Origin of the sequence: Halorubrum saccharovorum DSM 1137 (assembly GCF_000337915.1) — an archaeon.
Classification (GTDB): Archaea; Halobacteriota; Halobacteria; order Halobacteriales; family Haloferacaceae; genus Halorubrum; species Halorubrum saccharovorum.
Window position 1 is genome coordinate 112570 of sequence record NZ_AOJE01000057.1, and the last position, 23255, is coordinate 135824.

The 23255-nt window shown below is 56.5% G+C and carries 20 protein-coding genes; 11 read left to right on the forward strand and 9 right to left on the reverse strand.

The features are described 5' to 3' along the window. Positions 1-104 precede the first annotated feature (104 nt). Positions 105-1571, forward strand: a complete 1467-nt coding sequence (locus C471_RS10030; protein WP_049909259.1) for an amidohydrolase family protein — start codon at positions 105-107, stop codon at positions 1569-1571. 29 nt (positions 1572-1600) lie between these two features. Here the strand turns inward: C471_RS10030 and C471_RS10035 are convergent, their stop codons facing one another. Next, on the reverse strand, positions 1601-2125 hold the full coding sequence (locus tag C471_RS10035) for an ArsR/SmtB family transcription factor (protein WP_004048660.1): 525 nt from the start codon (positions 2123-2125) through the stop codon (positions 1601-1603). Positions 2126-2326: 201 nt separating this feature from the next. Between C471_RS10035 and C471_RS10040 the strand changes: the two genes are divergently transcribed. The 3 genes from C471_RS10040 to C471_RS10050 are packed head-to-tail and all read left to right on the forward strand — an operon-like array spanning position 2327 to position 5148. Next, the gene (locus C471_RS10040) at positions 2327-2542 is read left to right on the forward strand and encodes a heavy-metal-associated domain-containing protein (protein ID WP_004048661.1); all 216 of its coding nucleotides are present in this window, start codon (positions 2327-2329) and stop codon (positions 2540-2542) included. Positions 2543-2546: 4 nt separating this feature from the next. Beyond that, a complete protein-coding gene (locus tag C471_RS10045) occupies positions 2547-4466 on the forward strand; it encodes a heavy metal translocating P-type ATPase (protein ID WP_004048662.1) in 1920 nt (639 codons plus the stop codon). A 28-nt stretch (positions 4467-4494) separates the two neighbouring features. Further along, complete coding sequence (locus C471_RS10050; RefSeq protein ID WP_004048663.1) at positions 4495-5148, forward strand: hypothetical protein; 654 nt, start codon at positions 4495-4497, stop codon at positions 5146-5148. A gap of 36 nt (positions 5149-5184) precedes the next feature. On the opposite strand, the gene C471_RS10055 is transcribed toward C471_RS10050, so the two are convergent. The 4 genes from C471_RS10055 to C471_RS10070 all read right to left on the reverse strand — a co-directional run bounded on the left by C471_RS10055 (position 5185) and on the right by C471_RS10070 (position 9630). After that, positions 5185-6420 carry a phage integrase SAM-like domain-containing protein gene (locus tag C471_RS10055; protein WP_049909261.1) on the reverse strand — a complete coding sequence of 412 codons (1236 nt, stop codon included), beginning with the start codon at positions 6418-6420 and terminating at the stop codon, positions 5185-5187. Next, positions 6417-6875 carry a hypothetical protein gene (locus C471_RS10060; protein ID WP_004048666.1) on the reverse strand — a complete coding sequence of 153 codons (459 nt, stop codon included), beginning with the start codon at positions 6873-6875 and terminating at the stop codon, positions 6417-6419. The genes C471_RS10055 and C471_RS10060 overlap by 4 nt, the downstream gene beginning before the upstream one ends. 3 nt (positions 6876-6878) lie before the next feature. Continuing rightward, positions 6879-7460, reverse strand: coding sequence for a DUF7342 family protein (locus C471_RS10065; RefSeq protein WP_004048667.1), 582 nt, complete (start codon positions 7458-7460; stop codon positions 6879-6881). 499 nt (positions 7461-7959) lie between these two features. Continuing rightward, a complete protein-coding gene (locus C471_RS10070; RefSeq protein WP_049909263.1) occupies positions 7960-9630 on the reverse strand; it encodes a transposase in 1671 nt (556 codons plus the stop codon). A 182-nt stretch (positions 9631-9812) separates the two neighbouring features. Between C471_RS10070 and C471_RS10075 the strand changes: the two genes are divergently transcribed. From C471_RS10075 to C471_RS10080, 3 genes are all read left to right on the forward strand, one after another. Then, positions 9813-10106: a hypothetical protein gene (locus C471_RS10075; RefSeq protein ID WP_049909290.1), complete on the forward strand. Its 294-nt coding sequence runs from the start codon at positions 9813-9815 to the stop codon at positions 10104-10106. Positions 10107-10288: 182 nt separating this feature from the next. Then, positions 10289-10798 carry a hypothetical protein gene (locus C471_RS17455; protein WP_160163144.1) on the forward strand — a complete coding sequence of 170 codons (510 nt, stop codon included), beginning with the start codon at positions 10289-10291 and terminating at the stop codon, positions 10796-10798. A gap of 94 nt (positions 10799-10892) precedes the next feature. After that, positions 10893-11093, forward strand: a complete 201-nt coding sequence (locus tag C471_RS10080) for a hypothetical protein (RefSeq protein WP_004048670.1) — start codon at positions 10893-10895, stop codon at positions 11091-11093. A gap of 88 nt (positions 11094-11181) precedes the next feature. On the opposite strand, the gene C471_RS17140 is transcribed toward C471_RS10080, so the two are convergent. Beyond that, positions 11182-11673 carry a hypothetical protein gene (locus tag C471_RS17140; protein ID WP_152421887.1) on the reverse strand — a complete coding sequence of 164 codons (492 nt, stop codon included), beginning with the start codon at positions 11671-11673 and terminating at the stop codon, positions 11182-11184. A gap of 67 nt (positions 11674-11740) precedes the next feature. On the opposite strand from C471_RS17140, the gene C471_RS16580 reads away from it, so the two are divergent. The 4 genes from C471_RS16580 (at position 11741) to C471_RS10100 (ending at position 16564) form a co-directional block, all read left to right on the forward strand. Then, the gene (locus tag C471_RS16580; RefSeq protein WP_004048671.1) at positions 11741-12562 is read left to right on the forward strand and encodes an IS5 family transposase; all 822 of its coding nucleotides are present in this window, start codon (positions 11741-11743) and stop codon (positions 12560-12562) included. A 1615-nt stretch (positions 12563-14177) separates the two neighbouring features. Next, the gene (locus C471_RS10090) at positions 14178-15170 is read left to right on the forward strand and encodes a ParA family protein (RefSeq protein ID WP_049909292.1); all 993 of its coding nucleotides are present in this window, start codon (positions 14178-14180) and stop codon (positions 15168-15170) included. Beyond that, the gene (locus C471_RS10095; protein ID WP_004048673.1) at positions 15170-15676 is read left to right on the forward strand and encodes a hypothetical protein; all 507 of its coding nucleotides are present in this window, start codon (positions 15170-15172) and stop codon (positions 15674-15676) included. Before C471_RS10090 ends, C471_RS10095 begins: the two co-directional genes overlap by 1 nt. Before the next feature lie 213 nt (positions 15677-15889). Next, positions 15890-16564, forward strand: a complete 675-nt coding sequence (locus tag C471_RS10100) for a helix-turn-helix domain-containing protein (protein WP_004048674.1) — start codon at positions 15890-15892, stop codon at positions 16562-16564. A gap of 114 nt (positions 16565-16678) precedes the next feature. Here the strand turns inward: C471_RS10100 and C471_RS10105 are convergent, their stop codons facing one another. The 3 genes from C471_RS10105 to C471_RS17145 all read right to left on the reverse strand — a co-directional run bounded on the left by C471_RS10105 (position 16679) and on the right by C471_RS17145 (position 23180). Further along, on the reverse strand, positions 16679-19528 hold the full coding sequence (locus tag C471_RS10105) for a UvrD-helicase domain-containing protein (RefSeq protein WP_004048675.1): 2850 nt from the start codon (positions 19526-19528) through the stop codon (positions 16679-16681). Beyond that, positions 19525-22110, reverse strand: a complete 2586-nt coding sequence (locus C471_RS10110) for a PD-(D/E)XK nuclease family protein (protein WP_049909267.1) — start codon at positions 22108-22110, stop codon at positions 19525-19527. Before C471_RS10110 ends, C471_RS10105 begins: the two co-directional genes overlap by 4 nt. A gap of 398 nt (positions 22111-22508) precedes the next feature. Next, complete coding sequence (locus C471_RS17145) at positions 22509-23180, reverse strand: hypothetical protein (RefSeq protein WP_152421888.1); 672 nt, start codon at positions 23178-23180, stop codon at positions 22509-22511. Positions 23181-23255 lie beyond the last annotated feature (75 nt).

A 23255-nucleotide genomic window follows, 5' to 3' on the forward strand; every position in this document is an offset into this window, starting at 1 on the left:
CCGATGATATCCCAAATGAGGGGAACACCACCTGGAAGAACAGCCTTCGCCGGCCTGCTCGGTTGTCCAGTACGGTAACTGTCACATCCACTTCCTAATTTACGATGGCTGTCGATCTGGCAATCCATGATGCACTCGTTCTCACAGCCGACGAGCGGAACCGCCTGTACGAGCGCGGCACAGTATGCATCACCGATGGCTGTATCGAAGAAGTCCGACCATCACGTGCAGGAGACGGAGAATTAGAAGCATCCACCGTTATCGACGGGAACGGGAAACTGGTGATGCCGGGGTTGGTGAACGCCCACACGCACCTGGAGATGACACCGCTCATCGGTGCGTTTAGCGAACTCGAGCTGACGGAGATGCTCGGGAGTGGGACGGCCTTGTTTAACAGACTAGGGAACGGCGAATTCGAGTACCTCGTCGAGGCAGGCGTCGAGCTCGCAGCGCTCAATTTCCTCCTGGGCGGTGTCACGACCGTGAACTCCATGGACGCACGGCCTGCCGCAGGTGCGGAGACGTTCGGGGAAGCAGGGCTCCGCGGATTTTTCGGCCCGGCGATCTCGGACCTCTTCTGGGACCAACCAGTCGATCAGCAGTTCGCCCGTGCTCGCGAGTTCGTCGAAACGTACCACGACACGTACGACGGCCGAATCAGGGCGACGATCTGCCCGCACGACGACTGGTCGTGTACCCGGCAGCTGTGGGAACGGACCGCATCCCTCGCCGCAGAGTATCCGGACCTGCTCGTCCACACGCACTTGCTCGAACTCGAGGAGAGTAACACGATGGCACGAGCGAACGGTGGCGAGGACTCGGTAGGATTGCTCGACGACGTTGGACTCCTGGACGACCGACTGGTCGCTGCTCACTTCCGCCTCGGCGACGAAGAGGACATCCAGCGAACCGCCGAGGCGGACGCGGGTGTTGCGCACTGCCCGTCCGTCTTCTGTTACTGGAATCCGGACGGGGAGACGCAGTGGACGCCCGTTCCCGAGCTTCGAGCCGCCGGCGTCGACGTCGGAGTAGGGATTGACGACCACTACTGGCACGACTCGTACAGCATGTTCGGTGAAGCGCGGCAAGCTCGGCTGGCGGCAAATCTCAAGCGTTCAGCCGGGCAGTTCGACTCGATGGAACTGATACGAATGCTCACTATCGAGGGCGCACGCGCGCTGGGGATGGGCGACGAGATCGGCAGTATCGAAGCGGGAAAGCGCGCGGATATTATCCTCCTCGACGTCGACAAACCGAAGTTCACGCCACTGACCAACGTTCCCGCACACGTCGTGAACAACGCGGTCCCGGCCGACGTCGAGACAGTGATCGTTGACGGCGACGTCGTCCTCCGGAATGGTGTGCCCGAGACAATGGACTCGGACGACGTGCGACAGCGAGTAAATCAGGCTGTCGAACGCTTCATGGACGAGACAGGCTGGGAGTTAGACATTGGTGGTAGTGAACCGCCGACCAGCATCGAGACTGTACGGGACCTCCCAAAGCGTGGCCCTGCGCGACTCCTGACTCGCCTCGCGATGCAATCCGCGCGTGATCGGTTCTCCTTCTAAGACCCTGCCAGCGTAGGGGTGGTTCCCCCTCAGGAATTTCTGTGGGCGCGAACGAACGCACGTCGCAGGACGGTCAGAAGAACGTACGTCTCGTACTTCTGGGTCTGGCAGTGCTCGCAGGGCTGCATATCCTCGACGATCTCCTCAATAGCGTCGTCGTACTCGTCGGTGAGCGTAGTGAGCGCGTCCGTGATCTGGGGCTGGGCAGCGTCGATCATCTCCTCGACGGCGGCGTCGGCCGAATCTGGTAGTGAGTACGAGAGGACGATCGTGTTCGCGTGGTAGTACTTCGTCGTCCCACCACGCCCCTCCTCGAAGCGAACGACGTCGACGAGGCCCGCATCCCGGAGCTCGTTGATGTGATGGCGGACCGTGTTCTCCGTCCGGTCGATGCCGCGATCGTCGAGGCGTTCGTGGACCTCGGTCGCAGTTAGGGCTTCCTCGGACAGAATGTCGAGGACCATCGCCCGCATCGGCTCGTCGATGGCGTCCGAAATCCGAGTGTCTCGCACCGCGATGTCGTCGAGACGGTGGTCGGTATCGGAATCACTCATACGAGGACTGAGCGCGAGCACGCGGGAAAAGGTAGCGGGGCAGGAGTCGGGTAGGTGTCTGTCGAGGTATCCAGTACAGGATGGACCCGCGATAGCGAAAGCCCTAGACGACCCGTTTGACTGTTCCAACGACTCGTATCCGAATTCAAACATATCATCTAAAAAATACTTATTGAGGTACGGGCACTATCTCAAACTGTAATGAGCGACACAACCCAATTCCGCGTCCTCGACTTCGACTGCCCGACCTGCGCGAGTACCGTCGAACGCGCCCTGTCGAACGTCGACGGCGTCCAGCACGTCGAAGTCCACTACGCGACCGGCCGCGTCGAGATCGAGTACGACGACAGCGTCACTGACCCCGACGCCTTCGCAGAGACCATCGAAAACCAGGGGTACACTCCCCAGCCCGCCTAACACTATGAACAAACAATCGATCACGCAGTACTACCGGAACCACCGGAAGGCCATCGTCACGGCGACGAGCGGCCTGCTGTACGGCGGTGGCTGGAGTCTCGGCTACCTCACGAGTTTCGAGATGGCAAGCGCCGCCATCCTCGTCCTCGCGACGGTCGTGGGTGGCTACGACATCGCCAAGACCGCTTACCACGAGGTCACCAACCGGACGCTCGGCATCAAGACGCTGGTGACGCTGGCCGCCATCGGTGCTATCGTCATCGGGGAGTACTGGGAAGCCGCCGCCGTCGTCTTCCTGTTCAGCCTTGGCAGCTACCTCGAAGGCCGGACGATGCGGAAGACCCGGACGGCACTTCAGGAGCTACTGGAGATGACGCCCGACACGGCGACCGTCCGTCGCGACGGGACACTCCAAGAGGTCTCCGCCCGCGATGTCGAAGAGGGCGAAGTCGTCGTCGTAAAGCCGGGCGGGAAGATCCCGGTCGACGGAACCGTCGTCGACGGCGAGAGCGCAGTCAACCAGGCGCCGGTCACCGGCGAGAGCGCGCCCGTCCACAAGGCCGACAGCGACGAGGTGTACGCCGGGACGGTCAACCAGGAGGGTGCGCTAGAAATCCGGACGACGGGAGCGGGATCGGATACGACTCTCGAACGGATCATCCGTCGCGTCGAGGAGGCCCAGGAGGCTCAGTCGCCCACGGAGAGTCTCATCGACCGGTTCGCGAAGTACTACACGCCGGCCGTCATTGCCCTGGCTATCGGCGCGTACGCGGTCACGCAGAACGCGATCCTGTCGCTGACGCTGCTGGTCATCGGCTGTCCGGGCGCGCTGGTCATCGGGCCACCGGTCAGCATCGTCTCGGCCATCGGTAACGCCGCCCGGTCGGGCGTGCTGATGAAGGGCGGCGAACACCTCGAACGCGCCGGCAAGATCGATCTCGTCGCCTTCGACAAGACGGGGACGCTCACGAAGGGCGAGACCACCGTCTCCGACATCGAGGGGTTCGGCGTCGCCGCCGCCGACGTCCTCTCGCTCGCAGCGACCGCCGAGAAGAAGAGCGAACACCACCTCGCGGACGCCATCGTCGACATGGCCCGCGAACGCCAGACGGCTGCGACGGACGGTGGAGCGACGGTCGCCCAAGCGGACGATACGGACGTGGGGCGCAGGTCGGTCCCCGATCCCGACGACTTCGACGTGGTCGCCGGCAAGGGCGTCATCGCCCATGCCGATGGCCAGGAAGTCGTCGTCGGCAACCGCGCGCTGCTGGACGACCGCGACGTCGATGTCCCCGATCGGGTCGCCGACTACGTCCGCGAGCGTGAGGGGCGCGGCGAGACAGTCGTCCACGTCGTTCGGGACGGGGACATCATCGGCGCGATTGCGATGCGGGACGAGCTCCGGGAGGCCGCTCCTGGGGTCGTCGCGGCGCTCCAAGACGCTGGCATCGAGACGGTGATGCTCACCGGCGACAACGAGCGGACGGCCGCTGCCGTTGCCGAGGAGGTCGGTATCGACGAGTACCGTGCCGAACTCCTCCCTGAGGACAAGCAGTCCGTCATCGAGGGCTACCAGGCCGACGGCCACGTCGTCGCGATGGTCGGCGACGGCATCAACGACGCGCCATCGCTGGCGACCGCCGACGTCGGCATCGCGATGGGTGCTGCGGGGACGGACACCGCCATCGAGACGGCTGACATGGCGTTGATGGCCGACGATCTCGAACGGATCCCGTACGCGGTCAAACTCAGCAAGGCGACGCGCTGGAACGTCCTCGAGAACGTCGGGCTCGCGGTGCTGACCGTAACCGTCCTCCTCGCGGGCGTGCTCACCAGCTACGTCACTCTCGCGTCGGGAATGCTGGTCCACGAGGCCAGCGTCCTCCTCGTCATCCTCAACGGGATGCGACTGCTCCGCTACTGACCACGAGACACGATCACAACCACAACTCATGACATCGAATTCGACTGCGACTGACACGACCCAGACGAGAACCAATTGGCAGGTCGACTACGACGTCGACCCGATCGAAATCCGCGACCCCGTCGCGGAGGCCCTCGGCGTCCTCGAACCGGGCGAGCCGTTCGTCGTCACCTATCGGGACGCGGTGAAAGAAGCGGGCCACTCCTGTCCGACAGCCTCGGGCGCCTACCGGATCGCCCAGCTCGGGCTCGACCCCCTGTATCCCGACGGCTATCCAGTCCGGAGCGAAATCGAGGTCCAGACGGCCGGCCCGCAGGACGATGCCGCGTACGGCGTGATGAGCCGCATCATCTCGTACGTGACTGGCGCGACCGGCGATGACGGATTCAGCGGGCTCGCCGGCGGCCATGGCGGCCGCCGCGACCTCCTCGTCTTCGACGCGTTCGACCCGGACACGGCGGACCCGACGTTCCGGTTCCGGCGAACCGACACGGACGAGACCGTCGAAGTGGCCTACCACGTCAGCGACGTTCCTGGCGGTGGACCCGCGATCGGGAACCTCCAGGGGATTCTCGACGGATCGGCAAGCGACCAGCAACGGGAGGCCTTTGCTGACGCCTGGCACCGCCGGGTACAGGTCGTCCTCAGCGACGACTCGCTGTTCACCGTCGACGCGGTGTGAACGCGACGGTCTACCCCTCACACTCGAAATATGTTACTACGGTATACTATCGATCTCCTCGAGCGCCTCAGTAGCGACATCACCGAGTTCTCCGGCCTCGATATGTGAATACCGCTCTCTCACCATCTCCTCCGAATTGTCGAGATACCGGGCGGCAACCGTGTATCCGAATGCTCGAACGAGAACTTCACCCATTCCACGCCGGCCGCCGTGTGGAGCAAGGTAATCGTGTTTCGGATGGTCGATGTCTATCTCTGCAGCTTCTGAGAGCCGTTGGAGAATCGATCGTGTGCCGTCCGTCGTAATCGAGGGCGGTCGAATATCCTCATCGAGCGCCAGGAGGAGGTCGCGAGCGTACTCCCCACGGCGTTCGGCGATTGCCTCCGTATGTTCCCCTCGGTCGGCGAGCTCATCTTGGACGAGCCCTGCGAGCGTCCGCTGGTCAAACGTGGGAAACACCGGCCAGCGCTCCGTCGGTGGGTCCATCAGTTTTCGGTAGCTCCGCAGCGGCGAGATTACCGGATCGGGGAGACTGGCGGCGTCCCACTGCTGTTTCTTCCGGTAGACGTCCATACTCCCATCGTCGAGGGAGAGGTCCTCCCAGCGGACGCCGCGCCGGCGCGGGTCGTTTGGATCTCGGAGGAGTTCGCCAACGCGGACGGCGGTGTACGCGAGGACGAACACCAGAGCCCGGTCACGAGCCGCCTTCAGCGCCGCGTAGCGTGCTCGCTGCTTGTCGAGGGGATCAGTATCCTCCGGGAGTGTCGTGAATGCCTCGACGGCGTCGCGGGCCCGTTCGTCGGCGTGGCGGGTGAGGGCGTGGCGCTGTTCGGACGTCCAGGCCTGCTGGTCACCGGGCTTGCGGCCGTCATCCTCGGGCAGCGGCGCCATCGCACTGGCCCGCTGCGCGTAGTGGGCCTCAAGATATCCCTCGTTGACACACCACCCACACCACGCAGAGATATAGCGGTAATAGGTTTGTACCGTGTTCTGCTTGAGTCCCCGATCTCCCCCGAGATGCCGAGCGTACTCCCGGAACACGCGTTCGTCGAGATCGTCAAAGGTGGGCTCCCGGTCGACGTCGTCGGGGACGATCCCGGTCCAGTCGTCGTCGCCGCGGTCGCCGGCGGCCCACTCGGCGAACCGCTCGAGCTCGCGGGCTGCGTTTCGTCGATAGTTCCCACCGTCGCCACCGCGACCCTTCCCCTTGTCCTGGAGATACCGTTCGAAGGAGCTCGCGAGTGACCGATCGGCGCGTTCTCGGGGTGTCATGGTTCCTCGTTCGCGTACTGGTAGGTCGGACGGACGTCCTCAAGGAGCTCTTCGACGATTTCCCAGAGAATCAGGGAGGGAGTCTCGTGTTCGAAGGTGATCCCCCAGCGGTCCTCCGTATCGGCGACTGAGTACTGGAAATGCGTCCGTCCCAGATCGGGATGGTCTTCGTCCTGGTGCCAGCCGGCGTGAAAGCCCGTGTTCGGATCGGTGTAATTGATACGGAACCAATCATGTGGCTCCTGCCGGTACCACTTGATGGACAGTTCCGGCGACTCAGGCCCTGTCGAAGGGTCGAGACGGGCTGGATCAAACCGTGCCCGCAGCTGTTTGGCCTCGATATCATCAGGAACGAACTCGACTGTCGTGATCTGTGGCACACGGTCGAGGACGTCCCGCTTTAGCTGGGCGTAGAAGTTTGCGTTCGGGTCACCACCGGGATGCGGGACCGACATCCGTCAGCTACTGGCCTCGGCAGGCTCTGTTGTCGGAGCGAGGAAGTCCCATTCTCGGATGGCGAACCCAACGATCTGGATACGCCGCTGAAGATGCTCCCACTCACGGGCAATCTCACGGCGACTATCTTCCTCCTCAGCGTCAAGGGACTCGTCAGCGAGCGTCCCGCGAAGCTGGTTCGGTGACTCAACGCCGAATTCGTCCTCCCAGTCGCGAATCTGCGTCTTCATATCGGCGAGACGGTCCGTGAGCTCCTCGACAGTGTGGCCGCTGTCTCGAAGACGCATCGCCTCCTGCATCGCTTGGCGGCGATAATCAGGGTAATACGTCGTGTGAGTACCGCTTTCGTCACGATGGAGGATGCCATCGTCGACGAGCCGTTCGAGGACGCGTTTGGTCGGCTCGTGTGACCAGCCCGCTTCGGAAGCGATCCAGTTGGCTGTCCGCGGCTCCGACAGCTGCCGAGCAACCATCCGCACGCGGTCTTCACCCGTGGTCTGGCGTTCCATCAGACCCTCGGAGTTCGATTCATCTTCGGTCATACAACATCGTTCGGGCTTTGTCTTAATATAGGTTGAGGCCATTAGTTCTATATCGAATCGACTTCTTCGCCATCGCCCCGATCTCAGCTGTGGGTAGCCAGAGTAAACACGGAGCCCGGTCTTGGCGGCTCTACCCTGGGGGAAGCGCCGTTCTGAGCCGGTTGCAGCATTCGTGCTTCACCGACGGCGGCGGGGTACTTCAAAGTGGTCGTGATTACCAGCGTAATCAGTATCACTTTAGAATTCAGAGGTATCGATAGATTTCGGAGTGTAGGTGCCTCAGATGACCGATTACCGTACAATAGAATGATTATATATCCTATAGCGCTATACAGAAACTTGGCCGGGGGAAGTTGAGACTACAGCGGGTTTAGCGGGTGTGAGATGCGTGATTTCGACTGAATCGGTGCGCAGATATCGGTTGGATGATGCCTCCGAGATCGGTTTCATGTCGGTCATCGAACTATTTCGGGAAATGACCGAAGTTCGCAAGAGCGCTGCCGCTCACGAGTCGGGGCACCCTCTGAGTCTCAGATGGTCGCTACCCGATCCCTGTCTCCTGCCGGAGCAATGTCAGCGTGTTCTGCGCCGTTACAACGGGTTCACGATCGTACACACCACCATTCTCACACTGAAACAGCATATCGATCCCGCGCCAGATCGAATACAGGAGACACGCAAACGCGAAATAAAAGAATCGCAGCACGAAATCTTTCGACGTTGTCGCTGCCATGAACCGCTTGATCGACTTGTAGCCTCGCTCAATGTCCCAGCGTTTCCCATATTCTGTGATGGCGCTGGGGTCGCCGTTGGTCATAAACACGGCGTACTGCCCGTGATCCGTCCGGTCTGAGTTCTTCTTTCGACGGTACTGGAGCGTCGTCTCGTGCCACTCGTTGTTGCCCAGATGGAGTTTGCGGTCGGTGACGTAGCGGTCTTGGTCGCGCTGAAGCAATCGTTTGGCCTGAGCTTTCTCGCTGGTGTGCATCCGCTTTGGCACAACATACGTGACGCCCCGGTCGGCTATCGCTTCGAGAATATGCTGGCTGTCGAACTCCCGGTCCATGAACACGCGGTCAACGTCGACAAGCCCCATTGCCGAATCGAGGAGATCCTCGACGATCTCTAGGCGGGTGTCACCCTTCCGGATGGGACGTGCGTCGAGAACCAGTGGTACGGAATCACCGACGAGCTGGACGGTCGCCCACTGATAGGCGTACTCGGCGGTCTTCTCTTTCGTGCCGATAATCTTGTCTTCGTGGCCCGTCCGGTCACCGGTGAACGGGTCGGCTTCCGTCGTGTCGATAGCGATACAGCTACGCTGGTACAGGCTTCGCATCTGGGCCGTCCGATTGACGAGTCGCTGGGCAGCCTCGCGATACATCTCACGGATGCGCTCGATAGACAGGGATCGTATCTGGTCTCGATGATTATGGCCGAGAGGCGTCCGCTCGCGTGTCGTGTCGTAGCGGAAGCTGCGGGCGCCCTCATTGGCAGCGAGGTTCTCTTGAAGGCCGAGATACGTTTGAAGATTCCAAAACGCGTTCTCGTGGATAGCACAACCACTCGCGCGGTCGAGCGAAAACACCGGATAGACGAGGTGGCTGACGTGAGTTGTGAGCTGTTGTTTGCGCTCGAACGCAGATGGGCCGGTCGTCTCGTCGTCATCGGTCTGGCGACGCGGAATTGTACGCGGCGGGGTGCGTGGAACCGAGACCCCAGCGTCGGACGCCTTGAAGAGGATCGTCCGCGCGGCAGTTTCGATACACTCGCGGAGGTCGGAGGTGAACCGATAGTGCCAACTCCGCCAGAGCGTCGACTGGTCGGGCACAGTCTCGAACCCGAGGCGACGGCGGAGAGAGGGTCGGTCTCCCAGATACGAGCAGAGTGCCGTTTCGTGGTCCCACCCGTAGAGTTCCTTGAGGAGAAACCCCCGGAATAGCGCCTTCATCTCGTAGGTCGTACTCCCAGCGTAGCGATCGTGAGCGTCGAATTCGACGTAGGCTAGTGGCCAGTGAGCGACGAACGCTTCGATAGAGTCGTGGGCGTCGTGGTCAAACCAGACGGTCGCGAGGACCCGGACATCTTCAGCAAGGCCGGTTGTTGAACTCCGGTCGTAGAGGGGCGTCGCACGATAGGCTGGCCAGTCGTAGTAGGACGTCTGGGCGATGCGACGGTACACAGCACGTCGAGAGGATCGTGTCGGTGTCATCGGACAGCGCTACTGTAACCGACGACAAAAGCTACTTTGGTGAAACACCCACTCGACAGTGCTCAATACAGCACCTGCGTGGATTGACGCACAACCCGGCCAGTAAAGTGTAGTGTGAGCGAACGACCACTATGCGACGGTCTATTCGGTACGCCCTCTCGACGGTTGTCGGTCTGGGAGTGATGACGCCGGTGGTAATTGTCGGTGGCAGTAGCCTCAGCGTCCTCGTAGCGATTCCGTTCATATACGGGGCGACAACAGAGCTCATGCTCGACAATCTCACAAAATTTCAACAAACTATGCGTGGCGAGTCACGGAAGATAGGGATGATTGGCGCCGGTATCAGCGCTGGAAGCACAACCGGCCTGCTACAACAGTCAGTCGCAGTAGGAATTGTGGGATTCGGGCTATTCATTTTCGGCATAGCGCTGACCATCGCAGATCCTGTAATCGTTGTAGACCCTGACAGTCAGTAGACCGGTACGGCTCGCGGTAACGAGCTGTATTGAGTGTTAAATACGCACCTTCCAACAACCAGTTGTTTCAGGCAAGAACCTATCTGAAGAAGAGGATTTCGACAGAGCCGAGCGTCATAAATCCAAACCGTTTTGATTGGGTAATTCATCCTCTTATTTAACCGGCTGTTATAATCTCGCTTATGAACCAATTCCAAATTCTTCCGGGAAATTGTGTGGTACATGATAACCATATCGAGATCGAAAGTAACAAAATCACTAGAGCTAAGCGTCTCCTGAAAAATAGCTATACACTACAAATAATTCTGTCAACAACAGCTCTCTATCTGATATTGTCTATTGTTTTTAATTCTAGTATATTTATCCGAGAAGTCGCGGTAAATGGCTTAGTTAGCGGTGTACTTTTAGGAGTCTTATTATTATCAGGAAAATACATTTACAATAGGTATTTTGGAGTCTCTGACAAAACTAAAATTGAGCTTGGAACAATCCAACAGATCATCTTATCCAAATCAAATAAGATCGGTCACCCACACATGATCATACAGTATCAGGAGAATGACTCTGAAAAACTCCGAGTAGTTCAATTGATGCCGACGTGGTCTAAGAGTGAAACAGGTACTCTATCAGATGTTGAAGATATTTTAGTCCAAAATGGGTTGAATGTGAAATATCGTGAGGATCTTGAGTAACTTTTTTTGACTTCAGCCGCGCAACCCCGGAAGTATCGACTGTAAATCGTTCAGTACAGGGAACGTATTTCCTATTGAAGTCAGTAATTGAAGTATGAACGAGGTCCTCCGTTTCGACTTGGAGAATCCGTGGGTATACCTATTCACGAACATTGTTGTCTGGGTCGTAGTCGTTAGTACCATCCAAACGGTTCTCTTCGACGGTGAGTTGACTGGTGCGGTCATCAGGGGAACTGGCGGCGGTTTCGTTTGTGGAATTACGATGCTCTATCTCAGGAAAAAGGACTGGTTCTGACACATTCGGTCAATACGCAGTTCTCATTGACAGGCTGTTTCAGACGATAATGTGTCTGAAGAAGAAGAGTTTAACAAAGCCACAGAGCCTATTCTTCCTCTCTGGATGTCCGGAACGATTCTTTGAGCGCGTTTCGAAGAATGCTGTTATCTAATTCATGTTCTTCAATCCCCTTACTGGTTGCTCGGAATCCGATTCCCTCGTCGTTCAGAAAAGCAACAATGAGTGGGTAAAGTTCCTGACCCCTTTCTGTGTCCTGAATCTCATCTGGCACCTCTATCATATCATACGATACTTCACCGTTCTCGACTTTTTCTGGGTCTAGGCCAATCCACGTGGCTATCGCTTGATCGTCCTCGTTAGTATAGTGGCGGATAACTTGGTAGAAATCGAATGGATCTTCCGGACGTATACCGCGCTGAACGATAGATTCTGTCTCCTCGTATCCTCGTTCGCGTATTTTCTTGTCGAGATCTGCGAATTTTGTGGTATCGTAGACCCTCTCCAAGAGCATATCTCGTTTCTGCCCAACCACCTGCTGCCTCGAATTTCCACGACCGTTTTCGTTATCCTTGCTCATTTTGTATTGCTATTCGGCTCTGTTGAAATCCTCAGAGAGTTACAGGTTCGTCCTGTAATTCGACGAGATGAGCACCCTCCCAAAGTCACAGTTACTCCGATTTACAGAGAAGGCGATCAATCTGGCACGCCGAGCGGTTTCTCGATACTCTTCAAAATTCTCCAAACATCGTTATACACTCCCACAGCACGTTGTTCTGCTGTGCCTCAAAGTTCGGAAGAATACGACCTATCGTGGCCTGCTTGACGAGTTGATCGAGATGCCACGCATCCGTCGTGTTCTTGGCTTAGTCGAACTTCCCACGCCATCAACGCTCTGTAAAGCGTTCAATCGGCTTGATATGGCCGTATGGCGTGTCTTATTGACCCTCTCAGCGACGCTACTTCCGACAAGTGGCGTCGTTGGAGTCGATGCGTCAGGATTCGATCGTAGTCACGCCTCGAAACACTACACGAAACGAGCCGAACTCACGATTCAGCAACTCAAAGTGACTCTACTGGCCGATACGAGGGTGAACGCAATTATCGATTTACACGTGACGACGACACGAAAACACGATAGCCAGATTGCTCCGTCGTTGATCAAGCGCAATCTCGAGCATATTGACGTCCTGCTCGGTGACAAAGGGTACGACGACCAGAAAATCAGACGACTTGCCCGTCAACACGACGTTCGTCCACTGATTAAGCACCGTGAGTTTACATCGCTCCACAAGGCATGGAACGCACGCTTAGAGGCTAATCTCTACGGCCAACGAAGTCAATCCGAAACCGTCAATTCAACACTCAAGCGGAAGTACGGTGCGTTCGTCCGCTCACGACGATGGTGGAAGCAATTCCGTGAGCTCACCATCGCCTGTCTCATTCACAATCTTGACCGATCACTCTGACCGGTCAAGATAGTTTCCACACACTGTTCAGTCCAGACTATTATCGGACAGTCACGAGACCCGCGAGAACGAGTAATGCACTATACGAAATCCCTAACAGCGGGGTGCTGAGACTGGAGGTCGAATCAATTGTGAGCCAGAGCGCAGTACCCAAGCAACTGAGCGCGACGAGTGAGCTGAAGATTTCGATACGACGTGGCTTGGCAGTCCCAGTACGGAATCGGCTATACAGAGCGTGTCCAAGCACAGCGATAGGGAAGACGCCTGCGACCACGACCGCGAAATGAACTGCAACCACGCCTGCCATGTTGAGTGCTGGTATAATGTCTCTCATAAGTGTCCCAAGAGCGTATACTCCGAGCAACCCCACCAAGAGAACCGCAAGGGAACGTTCGACGCTACTGGCCGACGGACGCGGGAAGCGGGAAACCGTCTTACCCATGCTAAACTCTCTCGTCCAAAGCGTCATAAAGTCACCGTCAAGAAGCCGAGATACTCTATTGAATAGTTCGCAGTCCTCATCGGCCAACTGTTTCAGGCAAGAATATACCTAATGAATAGGATTTCAACAGAGCCTGCTATTCTAAAATTACAAGTGGTAGATACTAAATTGGTCCCCGTATCTGCTACGCTCGCAGACCAGTATACAACTCTACCGGATAGACGTGCGGTCGGCACGCAGACATACTGAACGGGTGACTCACCCCCTACTGACGTCGAAGAGAAGGAATGCATCGGTTCCACCTTCTGAAGCTGTGACCATATACATTGAGATAGTTGGTCTCATCTTCAGTTGGCCGAGCGCTGTCGATGGCGAGTCCCGCCCAGTCTGTCGCCATTCCCTAGAGGCAATTGGTATGGCTACTACAGGTGCTTTAGCAACTACGTCCAAGAACACGGAATCACAGACCATACTGCGAACCCCCCAGAGCGTCGACCCCTTCAAGATGACCACTATTGACGCCGCTCGGTCTCGAGATTAAGTAGAACCAGGTGGGGCCCCGTGACATCCAAGAGTCAGTGCAGGCCAGAATTTTTGCCCCTCTTTCAGAGTAGCCATTATCTGTTCCAGACATCTGTAACGTGAATCTGTATCAGTGGACTAGGGAGGCCTTCTGGAGTATAGACCCACCATTCGCTACTTATAGATGTCCAGCACACATCAATTCCAGATAGGAGACTGTAGTATGTGTCTGTAACAGATGTCTGTTCCTGAGATCAACTGAGACTACCTCCTACTGCACCCGTACGAGACTCAGCCTCAAACTTCTGTTATAGAGATCTATAACAAAAACCTGTGTCAAGTATCTGTAACAGATACCTGTAACAGATATATCCCAGTTAGTCGCCCCAGACACACCCTCCAGATCGAACACCCCTTCAGTACAGCCACCGGTTCCAGACAAACAAAACAGATAGGGATTACAGACGACTACTACAGACACTATTTTGGCGCACCACTCTACTCGCTATGATTGCGTCTTTACAGCTGATATCCCTGTATCTTCACTACCACGCCACCAAGTACAGTTGGTTATTACAGATATCCGTTACAGATTATTGCCCCGAGTGTCTGACACAGATATATGTAACAGGCGTTCAAATGAGTGTGTGTATGATAACGACGGTCATCTATGCTGAGTCCGGGGGGACATACAAAACGACCATGACGGCGAATCTCGCGGTCGCGCTCAAGCGGATGGGGCTTGACGTCCTTGTGATGGACTTAGACCCACAGACAGGCAACCTCACCTCACTCTTCGACGTCGGAGAGAACCGTGGGGACCCGGATGCAGACAATCTCGTAAAGCACATTCTGGAAATGCCTGATGGCAACTTCGACGACCTCATCGAAACCTCTGAGGAGGGCGTCGACATCATTCCGAGCCACGATATGCTGGGGGACTTCACCTCCAATCTCGAACAGAAAATCTCCTACGAAACGGGGATGAAGGGGATCTCTCGGGACGAGTACCCCCGCTTCGAGCTCCTATACAATCTCCTCTGGGAGCGAGAGCAGTTGAACGAAAAGTACGACGCGGTCCTCATCGATCCTAACGCGCGCGCTGAAGACCTCCTTTACAATGCTATCTACGCGCTTCGAACACTGGTGGCGCCAGTTAAGCCGGCTGGGAAGGGGAGTCTCAGCCTCGATGGTCTCGAGGAGATGGTCGGAAACATGGAAACTGCGCTGGACATCGAAATCGGGCTTTCGTGCGTGGTTCCATCCGGAGTCGGGCAGACGAACGCCCACAAGCAGTATCGCGATCAGTTCGAAAATACGGACGCCTTCGCAACGCCAGTCTCTATCGGGTCACGAGAGAGTCTGATGGACGCTATGTGGGAAGCCCGTGGCTCTGCGTTCAAAGTAGTCGAAGAGCGGTGGAAGACATACGAGGAGGACGGTGAAATGATCACAGAGAAGGGGCCACGTAGAGTGCCCGACCGTGAGCTCGAGACCCTGAAGAAGCTATGGCAGCTGGCGGGGTTCATTGCGACGGAGACGTTCGACGTCGACATCAACGATGAACTCGTCCTGGACATCGACGACTACGGGACCGAGACGGTGCGGTTCGACCTCACGACTGAACCGGAGGTGGCTGACTAATGGGGGGCGATTCATTCAAATCCGGGTCAGGGAACCTCAACTTCGGAGACAGCGAGGAGGAAAAAGCAGATGACGAAGCAGAGGAAACCGGTGACGTCGCGAACGAAGAAGCAGATGATCAGGAACCCGAGGCAGCCACCTCTGCCGAAGTAGACGAACGCCGGACCTCCCCAGGAGCGAAGGATGCGGACAGTACCGGCGAAGAGAGCACGACGACCACCTCGACGGCCAGCGATACCGGAGCACACCAGACGGGTGGCCATCAGTATCCGTACTTCGTGCGTCGGAGTAACGTCGGGGACGAACGAGACAACCGGCTCGAACTGTTCGCTCGCGATGAAGTCGTCTCCCGAGAAGCGGAGTTTCGCAGCCAACTCGCTTCGGAGCTAGGGACCGATGATATCGCGAAGACGGACGCCCGTGAGTATGCGCTTCTCGCTGCGTTCGACAACGTGGAAGACGTTGCAGAACTCATGAGAGGAGACGGGTACGGCGAACTCGATTAGCGGCTGTTTTCGTTCCCTCACTCTAGAACCGTTGAGGTTTCACTCTCCGTCCCCCAAGGTGGCGCATACTCGATGGGAGACTTCGACGGCGTTTGATATATACAGACGAGTCATTCAGTAGGAGAGTTCTGAGTGGTGGAACTCAGCCAGAGCCGCTCTACCCAGTCCTCTAGTAAGGCTTTTAACGGTTACCGGATTATTGGTAACTGCCAGATGTACGAGGTTCTCGACGACACGGCGGCGCAAATCATCCTCGCTATCGAGAGTGGTGACTCCATCCGTCGTGTCGCCCAACACCTCCACACGCCGTACGAGACGGTGAGACAGGCCGTTAACCGACTCGAAGACGCAGGCTACGTCACCTATGACGACGGCCTCTCAGTCGTCGATGACCACGTGAGAGACGCAGCACGAGAGCTCGTCGCTGCCAGCGCCGGCGTCAGTCCACCATCCATCGAGGAAGCCTACGTCATCCCACAGTTCGGTGACTGGCCGTTCGCATTTACACGGATCGACGCCGTCTACGTGTGGACCCAAGGCGGCTACCAAGTTGGTCGCGAGCCCGACGACTATCCGCTGTTCCTTGCTGTTCGTGAGCAAGACGTCGACGCCTGGGAGACGTTTTTCGAGTCGTTCGGCCTCCCTACCGCATTTGACCGACAGCCCCGAGACGAGTTGGACGGACCGCTACAGATCGTCCTCGAGCCACGCGCGTCCCTCGATATCGAGCACGTCGAAGGGTACCCGGTGATCCCGAGAGCAGAGACAATCGAGTATATGCGCGAGAACTACGCCCAGTTCCAGTCGGGGCTGGCGATGCTCGACCGGATGTACGAAGACCTCGACCTCGGCGTCACGTACCGGGAGACGGAACGGGCCCAAAGGTAGGCTTCAACGGTAGAAGTGACGCGCTCATCGAATCGCTCGAGTAATTCCTTAAGAGGGCCACGAGTCCGTTCTTGTCGGTAGCTATGCTTTCTCAGCGTTCAAGAGTGGAAGGAGTCACGCACGGTATGTTCGGACCATCTCTCTGAGATCGGATTTGCTGAGATGGGTGATCCTGCGTCGGTTACCATCATCGGTGTAGAAAATCGAAGCAGAGACCGACCGATCCGGATATTGGTCGGCAACGACGTGGTAATAAATACTGAGCTGTTTCTCGTATTCGTCTTCGGCGTGGGTGGTGAGGTCAGTTTTGTAGTCGATGATATCGACCTGGTCAGGCGTAATATGGAGCAAGTCGATGATCCCACCGATCGTCACCTCCTTGTCATCGACAGTCAACGGAAGGAACGCATCGATTTCGGCTTTCTTCTCGCCATCGAGTGAATCTAAGAACTTCTTCACATTCTCTTTATCAGTGTTGCCGTCGGTGTCGACAGCCTCCTCGAGCACATACCTCTCTGCGAACTCGTGAACTTCCGACCCAAATTCCATCCCTCGACCACCGGTGTCTCCTTCGAACACGGCATCGTCGATGAACGTATGCGGGGAGTAGCTTGCTGGCCCATCAGGATCCGGAATGTCAACGGTAAACGGTGAAGACTCGTTGTCTACTGCGCTGAAGGACGACAGATCTGGATCGACTGTTTCGATATTAACGGGGAGTTCGTCGAGGAACACATTTGGATTCTCACCGCCGGTTAGAATGACGTGGCTCTCAGCACGCGTAATAGCCACGTAGAGCAGTCGGCGTTCCTCATCGTAGTTCTGGGAGAGACACTTATTGAGAACGTCTGTCTGCCAGTTGTCGTAGACGTGTGGGACATCGTGAGCCTCCTCAGAGTACACCTTTCTCTGTCGGAGTCCGATTGGGTCTGTGTACGCGATATCGCTCCCGCTGCCACTGGTTGATGGGAACTTGTTCGTGTTCATATTCGCGAGGATGACAATCGGATATTCGAGCCCTTTCGTTGCGTGGATGGTCTGAACAGTCACCGCATTCGTCCCCGCACCAGCGTCTACCTCGTGGGTACTACCATCTTCGATCGCCGCTTCGATGAACTGAATCAGTTCTCCACGGGTGAATGTTGTCGTCCCATAGACGGACTGGACCGTGTCAAGGACGACATCCGCAGTTGGGCCACTCCGGTCGTACCGATCGAACACGCGACGGGCGACACCCCCGAATGTCTCCATCTCTCGGAGCTCTTCGCGGAAGGCAACCATCGCGTCAGGGTATGCGTCGCGGTCGATGATCGCTTTCACCTCGTCGATTGTGTACCCGGCCTCCTCTAAGACGAGCGCCCAGCCGCGATCGGCGTTACGTTCGAGGATCCGAAGCCACGCTAACAGTAGCTTTGCGGCGTCCGTTCGGAACACCTCAATGCCACCTTCATACGCCATCGGGAGGTCGTACGCGTTCGCCGTGTCGAGTAGGTCCCGGCCGAAATCGCGAGTCCGGGTCAAAACGGCGATATCGCCGTATTTCGGCGCGCGGTACTCGCCGTCATCACCCTCAACGGCGTAGTCATCATTGTCGACGATGTCGTCGATTTTCGCGAGAATCGCCTCGTGTTCATCCTCACTCGTGAGCGCCTCGATACGGCTCTCGTCATGGTCTGTGTCCGCCTTCAACCGTGTGACCGCCTCGGAGATTGCCTCAACATCGAGTAACTCACTGTTCGTCGCACGAGCCGTCAGCGCCTGTGTCGAGAACCGTAGGATAGATTGGGTCGACCGGTAGTTCCGTGTCAGTTGTTTGCTGGCAGCTGTCGTCGTCGGGAATGTGACGCGATCTGCGTCCCGATTCAGCTCTTCGGCGAACCGGTCGAGTCGCTCGTCGAACTCTCGGATGTTGTCGACGTCGGCGTATTGGAAGCTGTAGATGCTTTGCTTCCAGTCACCGACCACACAGATATTCTCTGTGCCGGCCAGAAGAAGCATGAGTTTGAACTGGATCTCACTAGAGTCCTGGAACTCGTCAACCATCACATACTCGTAGCCCAGTCGATCTCGAAGATCGTGGTCTTCACACAGAAGGACGAACGCAAACAGCTGAAGGAACCCGAAGTTCAGGTAGTTCCGTCGAAGCGCAAACTCAAGGTAGGCGTGATACACATCGTGGACGAACTGCTTGAGTGCTGTTCGATCGTCCTCGAAAACGCGTCCAGCGACATCCGCTGGAATCTGTTTGCCGTTCCCGCGAAGCTCCCATCTCTCAGGTGCCTCTGGGAGGTAGGTCTTCTCTTTCCCATATTTGCTGAGCTTCGACCGGAGCTTCGACTGCTTGCTGCCACCGTTTCGAGGTTGATTTATATCGGCGAACAGCGTCTCGAACGCAGCAAAGTCACCGTCGAGGTGTGACTCACCGTCGCGGTACCAGCCGGTTGCGGTGGGAAACACACCCTTCGCAGATAGCTCTTTGATGAGATTGAGTAGTTCTGTCGTCTCCGAAATCGCTGTGAAGAACTCGTTGTACTCAGGGTGCGAGTCGATGAACTGGCCGATGAACTCTCGAAACAGCGCCTGTTCGATGATGTCGTCTTCGATGATCCGCGTTGAGCCGGTGATCGTCTCCTCCACGCCGAGATATGTCGGAGCATCATGGCCGTGTTCGTCGAGGATATCATGCGCCAACGAGTGGAACGTCTGGATTGGGGCGTTCGAGAGCTCCCGCATTCCGTACTCGCTGTTCCGCACAATCCGGTCGCGCATCTCCTCGGCAGCGTTGTTCGTGAATGTGACCAACAAGACGTCGGACGGAGCAATCCCATCCTGTTCGACGATATTCGCGTATCGGCGGGTGACGGTGAAGGTCTTCCCAGTGCCAGCGCCCGCATCGACGAGGTACAGGCCCTCGATCGCGTTAATGAGTTCGCGCTGTTCCGGATTCGGTTCGATGTCGCTCATTGTTCACCCTCCAAGAGCAAATCACGATTATCCACCCGCCGGTAATTCGGCTCGCCGGCAAGTCCCTCAATGGGAAACGGCTCGTCACCTGTACGACGTCGGTTGAGCTCTGTCAGTCGCTCCTCAACAAACGACTCAAACGCATCCAAGTCAGGTTTAAAGAACGCACCTTTCTGTTGGCGGGCGATTTCCCGCATAACCTGTTTGCTCCCCGTCTTTACGTACTTGTACTCTCCAATCTCTGCCTCGAGTCGTTCAATCATCGTCCGGCCGAACTCTGACTCGATGAGTTCGTCGCTGTCAGTTGTCTCAACGAGTGGTGCGGCATCGAAGAGAGCAGCGTACGTCTGATAGTCGATCTTCGAGAGAATCTTCTGGCACTTGTTCGCCCCCTCCTCACGAAGGTACTCGAAGAACTCCTCTGTTCGGACGTGATCTGTGAGAGATCCGGGATAGTACGTCACCGTCGTCAGCGCGTCGTCGAGATCGATGTCACCGGCGATGGCGTCGTCGACGAGTTCAGTGACGTAGAAGAACGTGAACGAGAGCTGTTGAGCGGGCGTTTGTGAGCGCCAGTAGGTGAGATATAGCAATGCTTGGAAATCCGGTTCGTCGGATGGTTCGTCAATCGCGGCGTCTTGGACAATTGAATTGGCGTCGTTCTCACTCCCGCTTTTGTAATCCAGCAGCTCGGTTTGCGACTGGACAAGGTCGATCATTCCGTTGATACCACGATCCTCATCAACAAACCGGCGTTCAGTTACCGGCGACGCGATATCGTACCCGAAGTAGTCGGCAATCGCGTTCTCAGTACTGCTGGAGGGCGTGAGGAACGCTCCGTCTTTCGGGGGGTTGTCGTCGAGGTACGAGACGATTGTTTCGAGGCTTAGACGGTACTCAGTCCGGCGAGTCTGTTCATCAACGGAGCGGATCAGCGGACGGACTTCATCAAGCATGAGGTCAACGACTTCTGTCAGCGCCGCGTCGTCGACGACCGCAGGATGGGTGACATAGAACTCCGCAAAGTCATGGAACAGGTTGCCTTCGGTGAGATACTCTTTCTCTGGGCCATCGACGATCCGGCTGAAGTAGTAGTCTCGGGGTGAGTTCACGTAGGTGTTGAGACTCGACTTACTGATCGTCTCGACTGGGTCAGGAGACACGTCAACTGACTCTGTGTTGAATACAGCCCCATAATGTGGTTCAGATCGGAGTTGATGGGTGGTAGACGGCAGTTCTGAGAAACGATCGTATTCTCGTTCAAGGAGCTCTTCGAAGTACAGACACGGGGTAACCGGCGATCCGCCGGTTGCATCCTGAACGAGATAGTGTTGTTGGCTCCCGCTCTGTAACAGCAACTGGAAGCTCTTGAGATTCCGCGTGAACTGAGCATCCTGATCAACCCATGGACGACGCGGTGCCGAGTGAGTCCACCGATCATCAAGGCCAAGATAGAAGACAACCTCACGACCGACGTATGATGCCGACTTCGCGTCGGCGAGCAGGACGCCTTCGTTATCCCGATCAACAGGGACCTCATACGTCTGTAGATAGAACGACAGCTCGTCGAGGCGCGCCTCCGTAACAGGCTCGTCGGCGATACCAAGCTCATTTAGCTCCGCTCGAAAGGCATCAAGCGTGTCGTCGGCACGGTGTTCGAACGCCGAGAGCGCGTCCGAAAACGTGTACTCCTGAATCTCGTGACAGAAGTCGATCAGCCACGAAAGGTCACCATCATCGAGTTCGTGGAGCCGCTTGTCCGCCTCACGGTCGGTAACATCGCAGTCAAAAGCTGTCAGTAGCGACCGAATTTCGCTGATCCGGGTGTCAGTTCCTCGGTGGGCAGTCCGGAGGAGATGAAGGAACAAGCGGTGTTCGCTGCGATCAGTAAAGCCTGGTCCGCCGAAAAATGGGATGTCTGCTGCCTCGAATGCGGACTCAATGAGCGGCGAGTACTCGCTTTCCTGATCGAGGACAATCCCGACGTTTTCGGCGTTTGTCTCGGTGACCGCATTCACCACCGTTTCGATGATCGCTGTCGGTGAATCATGGATCCGAAACGGGGGCAGCTCAAACTCTGTGTCGGCAAAGAGACTGACCGTATCGTACTCAGTAGGCAGATACGCTCGTTCGAGTTGCGTGAGCATCTCCGGCTCGACAACGACCACATCGAGATCCGAATCGATAGTGTCGTTCGTGAGCTTCATCGAGGCCGTCTCAAGGTCACCGATTCTCTCAACTGCGCGTTCGGTGGCCTCGTCGATGTAGGCGTCGTACTCGAAAATAGCCTCGTGAGATCCTTGGTGTTCCCAACACTGGAGGATATTCCCGACTGCGTAGGCACATCGTTTCCACGAAATATCTTCATTTGCGATCATGCCGAGAAACGCGAGGCGGTCCTCAGATTCTTGCCGGCGACCGACCGCAAGGCGACGTGGGGGTATAGCAAACGGACCGAGGTGTGACCGATCAAGCTGGCGGTTGAGGGCACTCGCGAGCGGTCCGTCTGGAGTAATCACCCGGTCGTACGATTTGACTTCGTCGTAGAGTTGACGGGATGATTTTGCGCGGGGAAATGGCACAACACGTGGAGTCGGCGGTATCGGTTAAATCTTTGTTACGATCTCATCCACTCTGAGTATCTGTGATTCCCTCGGGTTCTCACATAGAAATCGCTCCTCGAAATGGTAGTGATCGCTAACAATCTGGCTCCTTTGAGAACCGTTGATCGGGTTAATGGGACCGAGTTCTGGATCACTCGAGGTAGTATATAAATAGCAGAGGTTTGAGAAATAATTCGAAAAGGGCTTCCTTCTCAACACAGTTGGGATGAGCTGGCCCGTGCTGAAGAAATCATAAAGGCAATCGTTCTGTTGAAAACCTCTGTAAATGTCACAGATGATGTCTTGGATATAGCGCGCGTATCTCACAAGGAAGCGCTTCGGAAAACCACCTGATCAGTTCGGTCAGTACAGGTGATTCAGTTTCCGTTCGTTTGGGTCCAGTTGATCACCTCAACCTCATCGTGAGACTCTAAACCAGTTTCAACGCCCTGATGGTGACCCTTCCCTATGACAATACAGGCGGAATCTACAGTGTTAGCTTCACTAAGTATCTCATCGACCATTCTCTTTTCTCGCTCCTCGTTAATTTGGTAAAGCATAGCGAACAGCAGGATTACACCAATAAGTAGCAACAATAGCCCCGAAAGAAGTACTCCACCGATAGAAGGGAACAATCGCCAAAATATCGTCGGAATCAAAATGATTGTTCCCCAATTCAGCAGACCATATGATATTGGGTGTTCATCGATTGGAGTTGCTGAATAAAACGTGTCTATCTCTTGGATTGTTGCGCCATGTTGGTCAGCAACTTTTCGCATTATAACTCTGTCTTGGCCAAATTCTCCACGGGTGGCGATAGCCACAATCCTCCCGATGAATCTCATAACGATGAACAAATGAATGAACGCTACAAAGGCAATCAACGGGGCTAATGGGGCAATTCGGATAGTACGTCTGAGTGTTTCTACCGTGTCTGATTCACCCCCTTCACCAAAAACGACTTCGGGAGACTCAACGTGCTGGTTGATCGCATTAACGCGCTTGGTGACGTTGTCGATATGTTTTCCTGACGAGATATACACTTGCATATACGTTGCTGAGTCGGGCTAAGACGAAATAAGATGCTGGGTGGGGGGATATAACTGACCAAGCTGCCGCCCAGC

Bases quoted from the DNA above. Each gene is read 5' to 3' on its own strand.
- C471_RS10030 (WP_049909259.1), top strand. From the start codon at position 105: ATGGCTGTCGATCTGGCAATCCATGATGCACTCGTTCTCACAGCCGAC.
- C471_RS10035 (WP_004048660.1), bottom strand. From the start codon at position 2,125: ATGAGTGATTCCGATACCGACCACCGTCTCGACGACATCGCGGTGCGA.
- C471_RS10040 (WP_004048661.1), top strand. From the start codon at position 2,327: ATGAGCGACACAACCCAATTCCGCGTCCTCGACTTCGACTGCCCGACC.
- C471_RS10045 (WP_004048662.1), top strand. From the start codon at position 2,547: ATGAACAAACAATCGATCACGCAGTACTACCGGAACCACCGGAAGGCC.
- C471_RS10050 (WP_004048663.1), top strand. From the start codon at position 4,495: ATGACATCGAATTCGACTGCGACTGACACGACCCAGACGAGAACCAAT.
- C471_RS10055 (WP_049909261.1), bottom strand. From the start codon at position 6,420: ATGACACCCCGAGAACGCGCCGATCGGTCACTCGCGAGCTCCTTCGAA.
- C471_RS10060 (WP_004048666.1), bottom strand. From the start codon at position 6,875: ATGTCGGTCCCGCATCCCGGTGGTGACCCGAACGCAAACTTCTACGCC.
- C471_RS10065 (WP_004048667.1), bottom strand. From the start codon at position 7,460: ATGGCCTCAACCTATATTAAGACAAAGCCCGAACGATGTTGTATGACC.
- C471_RS10070 (WP_049909263.1), bottom strand. From the start codon at position 9,630: ATGACACCGACACGATCCTCTCGACGTGCTGTGTACCGTCGCATCGCC.
- C471_RS10075 (WP_049909290.1), top strand. From the start codon at position 9,813: ATGACGCCGGTGGTAATTGTCGGTGGCAGTAGCCTCAGCGTCCTCGTA.
- C471_RS17455 (WP_160163144.1), top strand. From the start codon at position 10,289: ATGAACCAATTCCAAATTCTTCCGGGAAATTGTGTGGTACATGATAAC.
- C471_RS10080 (WP_004048670.1), top strand. From the start codon at position 10,893: ATGAACGAGGTCCTCCGTTTCGACTTGGAGAATCCGTGGGTATACCTA.
- C471_RS17140 (WP_152421887.1), bottom strand. From the start codon at position 11,673: ATGAGCAAGGATAACGAAAACGGTCGTGGAAATTCGAGGCAGCAGGTG.
- C471_RS16580 (WP_004048671.1), top strand. From the start codon at position 11,741: ATGAGCACCCTCCCAAAGTCACAGTTACTCCGATTTACAGAGAAGGCG.
- C471_RS10090 (WP_049909292.1), top strand. From the start codon at position 14,178: ATGATAACGACGGTCATCTATGCTGAGTCCGGGGGGACATACAAAACG.
- C471_RS10095 (WP_004048673.1), top strand. From the start codon at position 15,170: ATGGGGGGCGATTCATTCAAATCCGGGTCAGGGAACCTCAACTTCGGA.
- C471_RS10100 (WP_004048674.1), top strand. From the start codon at position 15,890: ATGTACGAGGTTCTCGACGACACGGCGGCGCAAATCATCCTCGCTATC.
- C471_RS10105 (WP_004048675.1), bottom strand. From the start codon at position 19,528: ATGAGCGACATCGAACCGAATCCGGAACAGCGCGAACTCATTAACGCG.
- C471_RS17145 (WP_152421888.1), bottom strand. From the start codon at position 23,180: ATGCAAGTGTATATCTCGTCAGGAAAACATATCGACAACGTCACCAAG.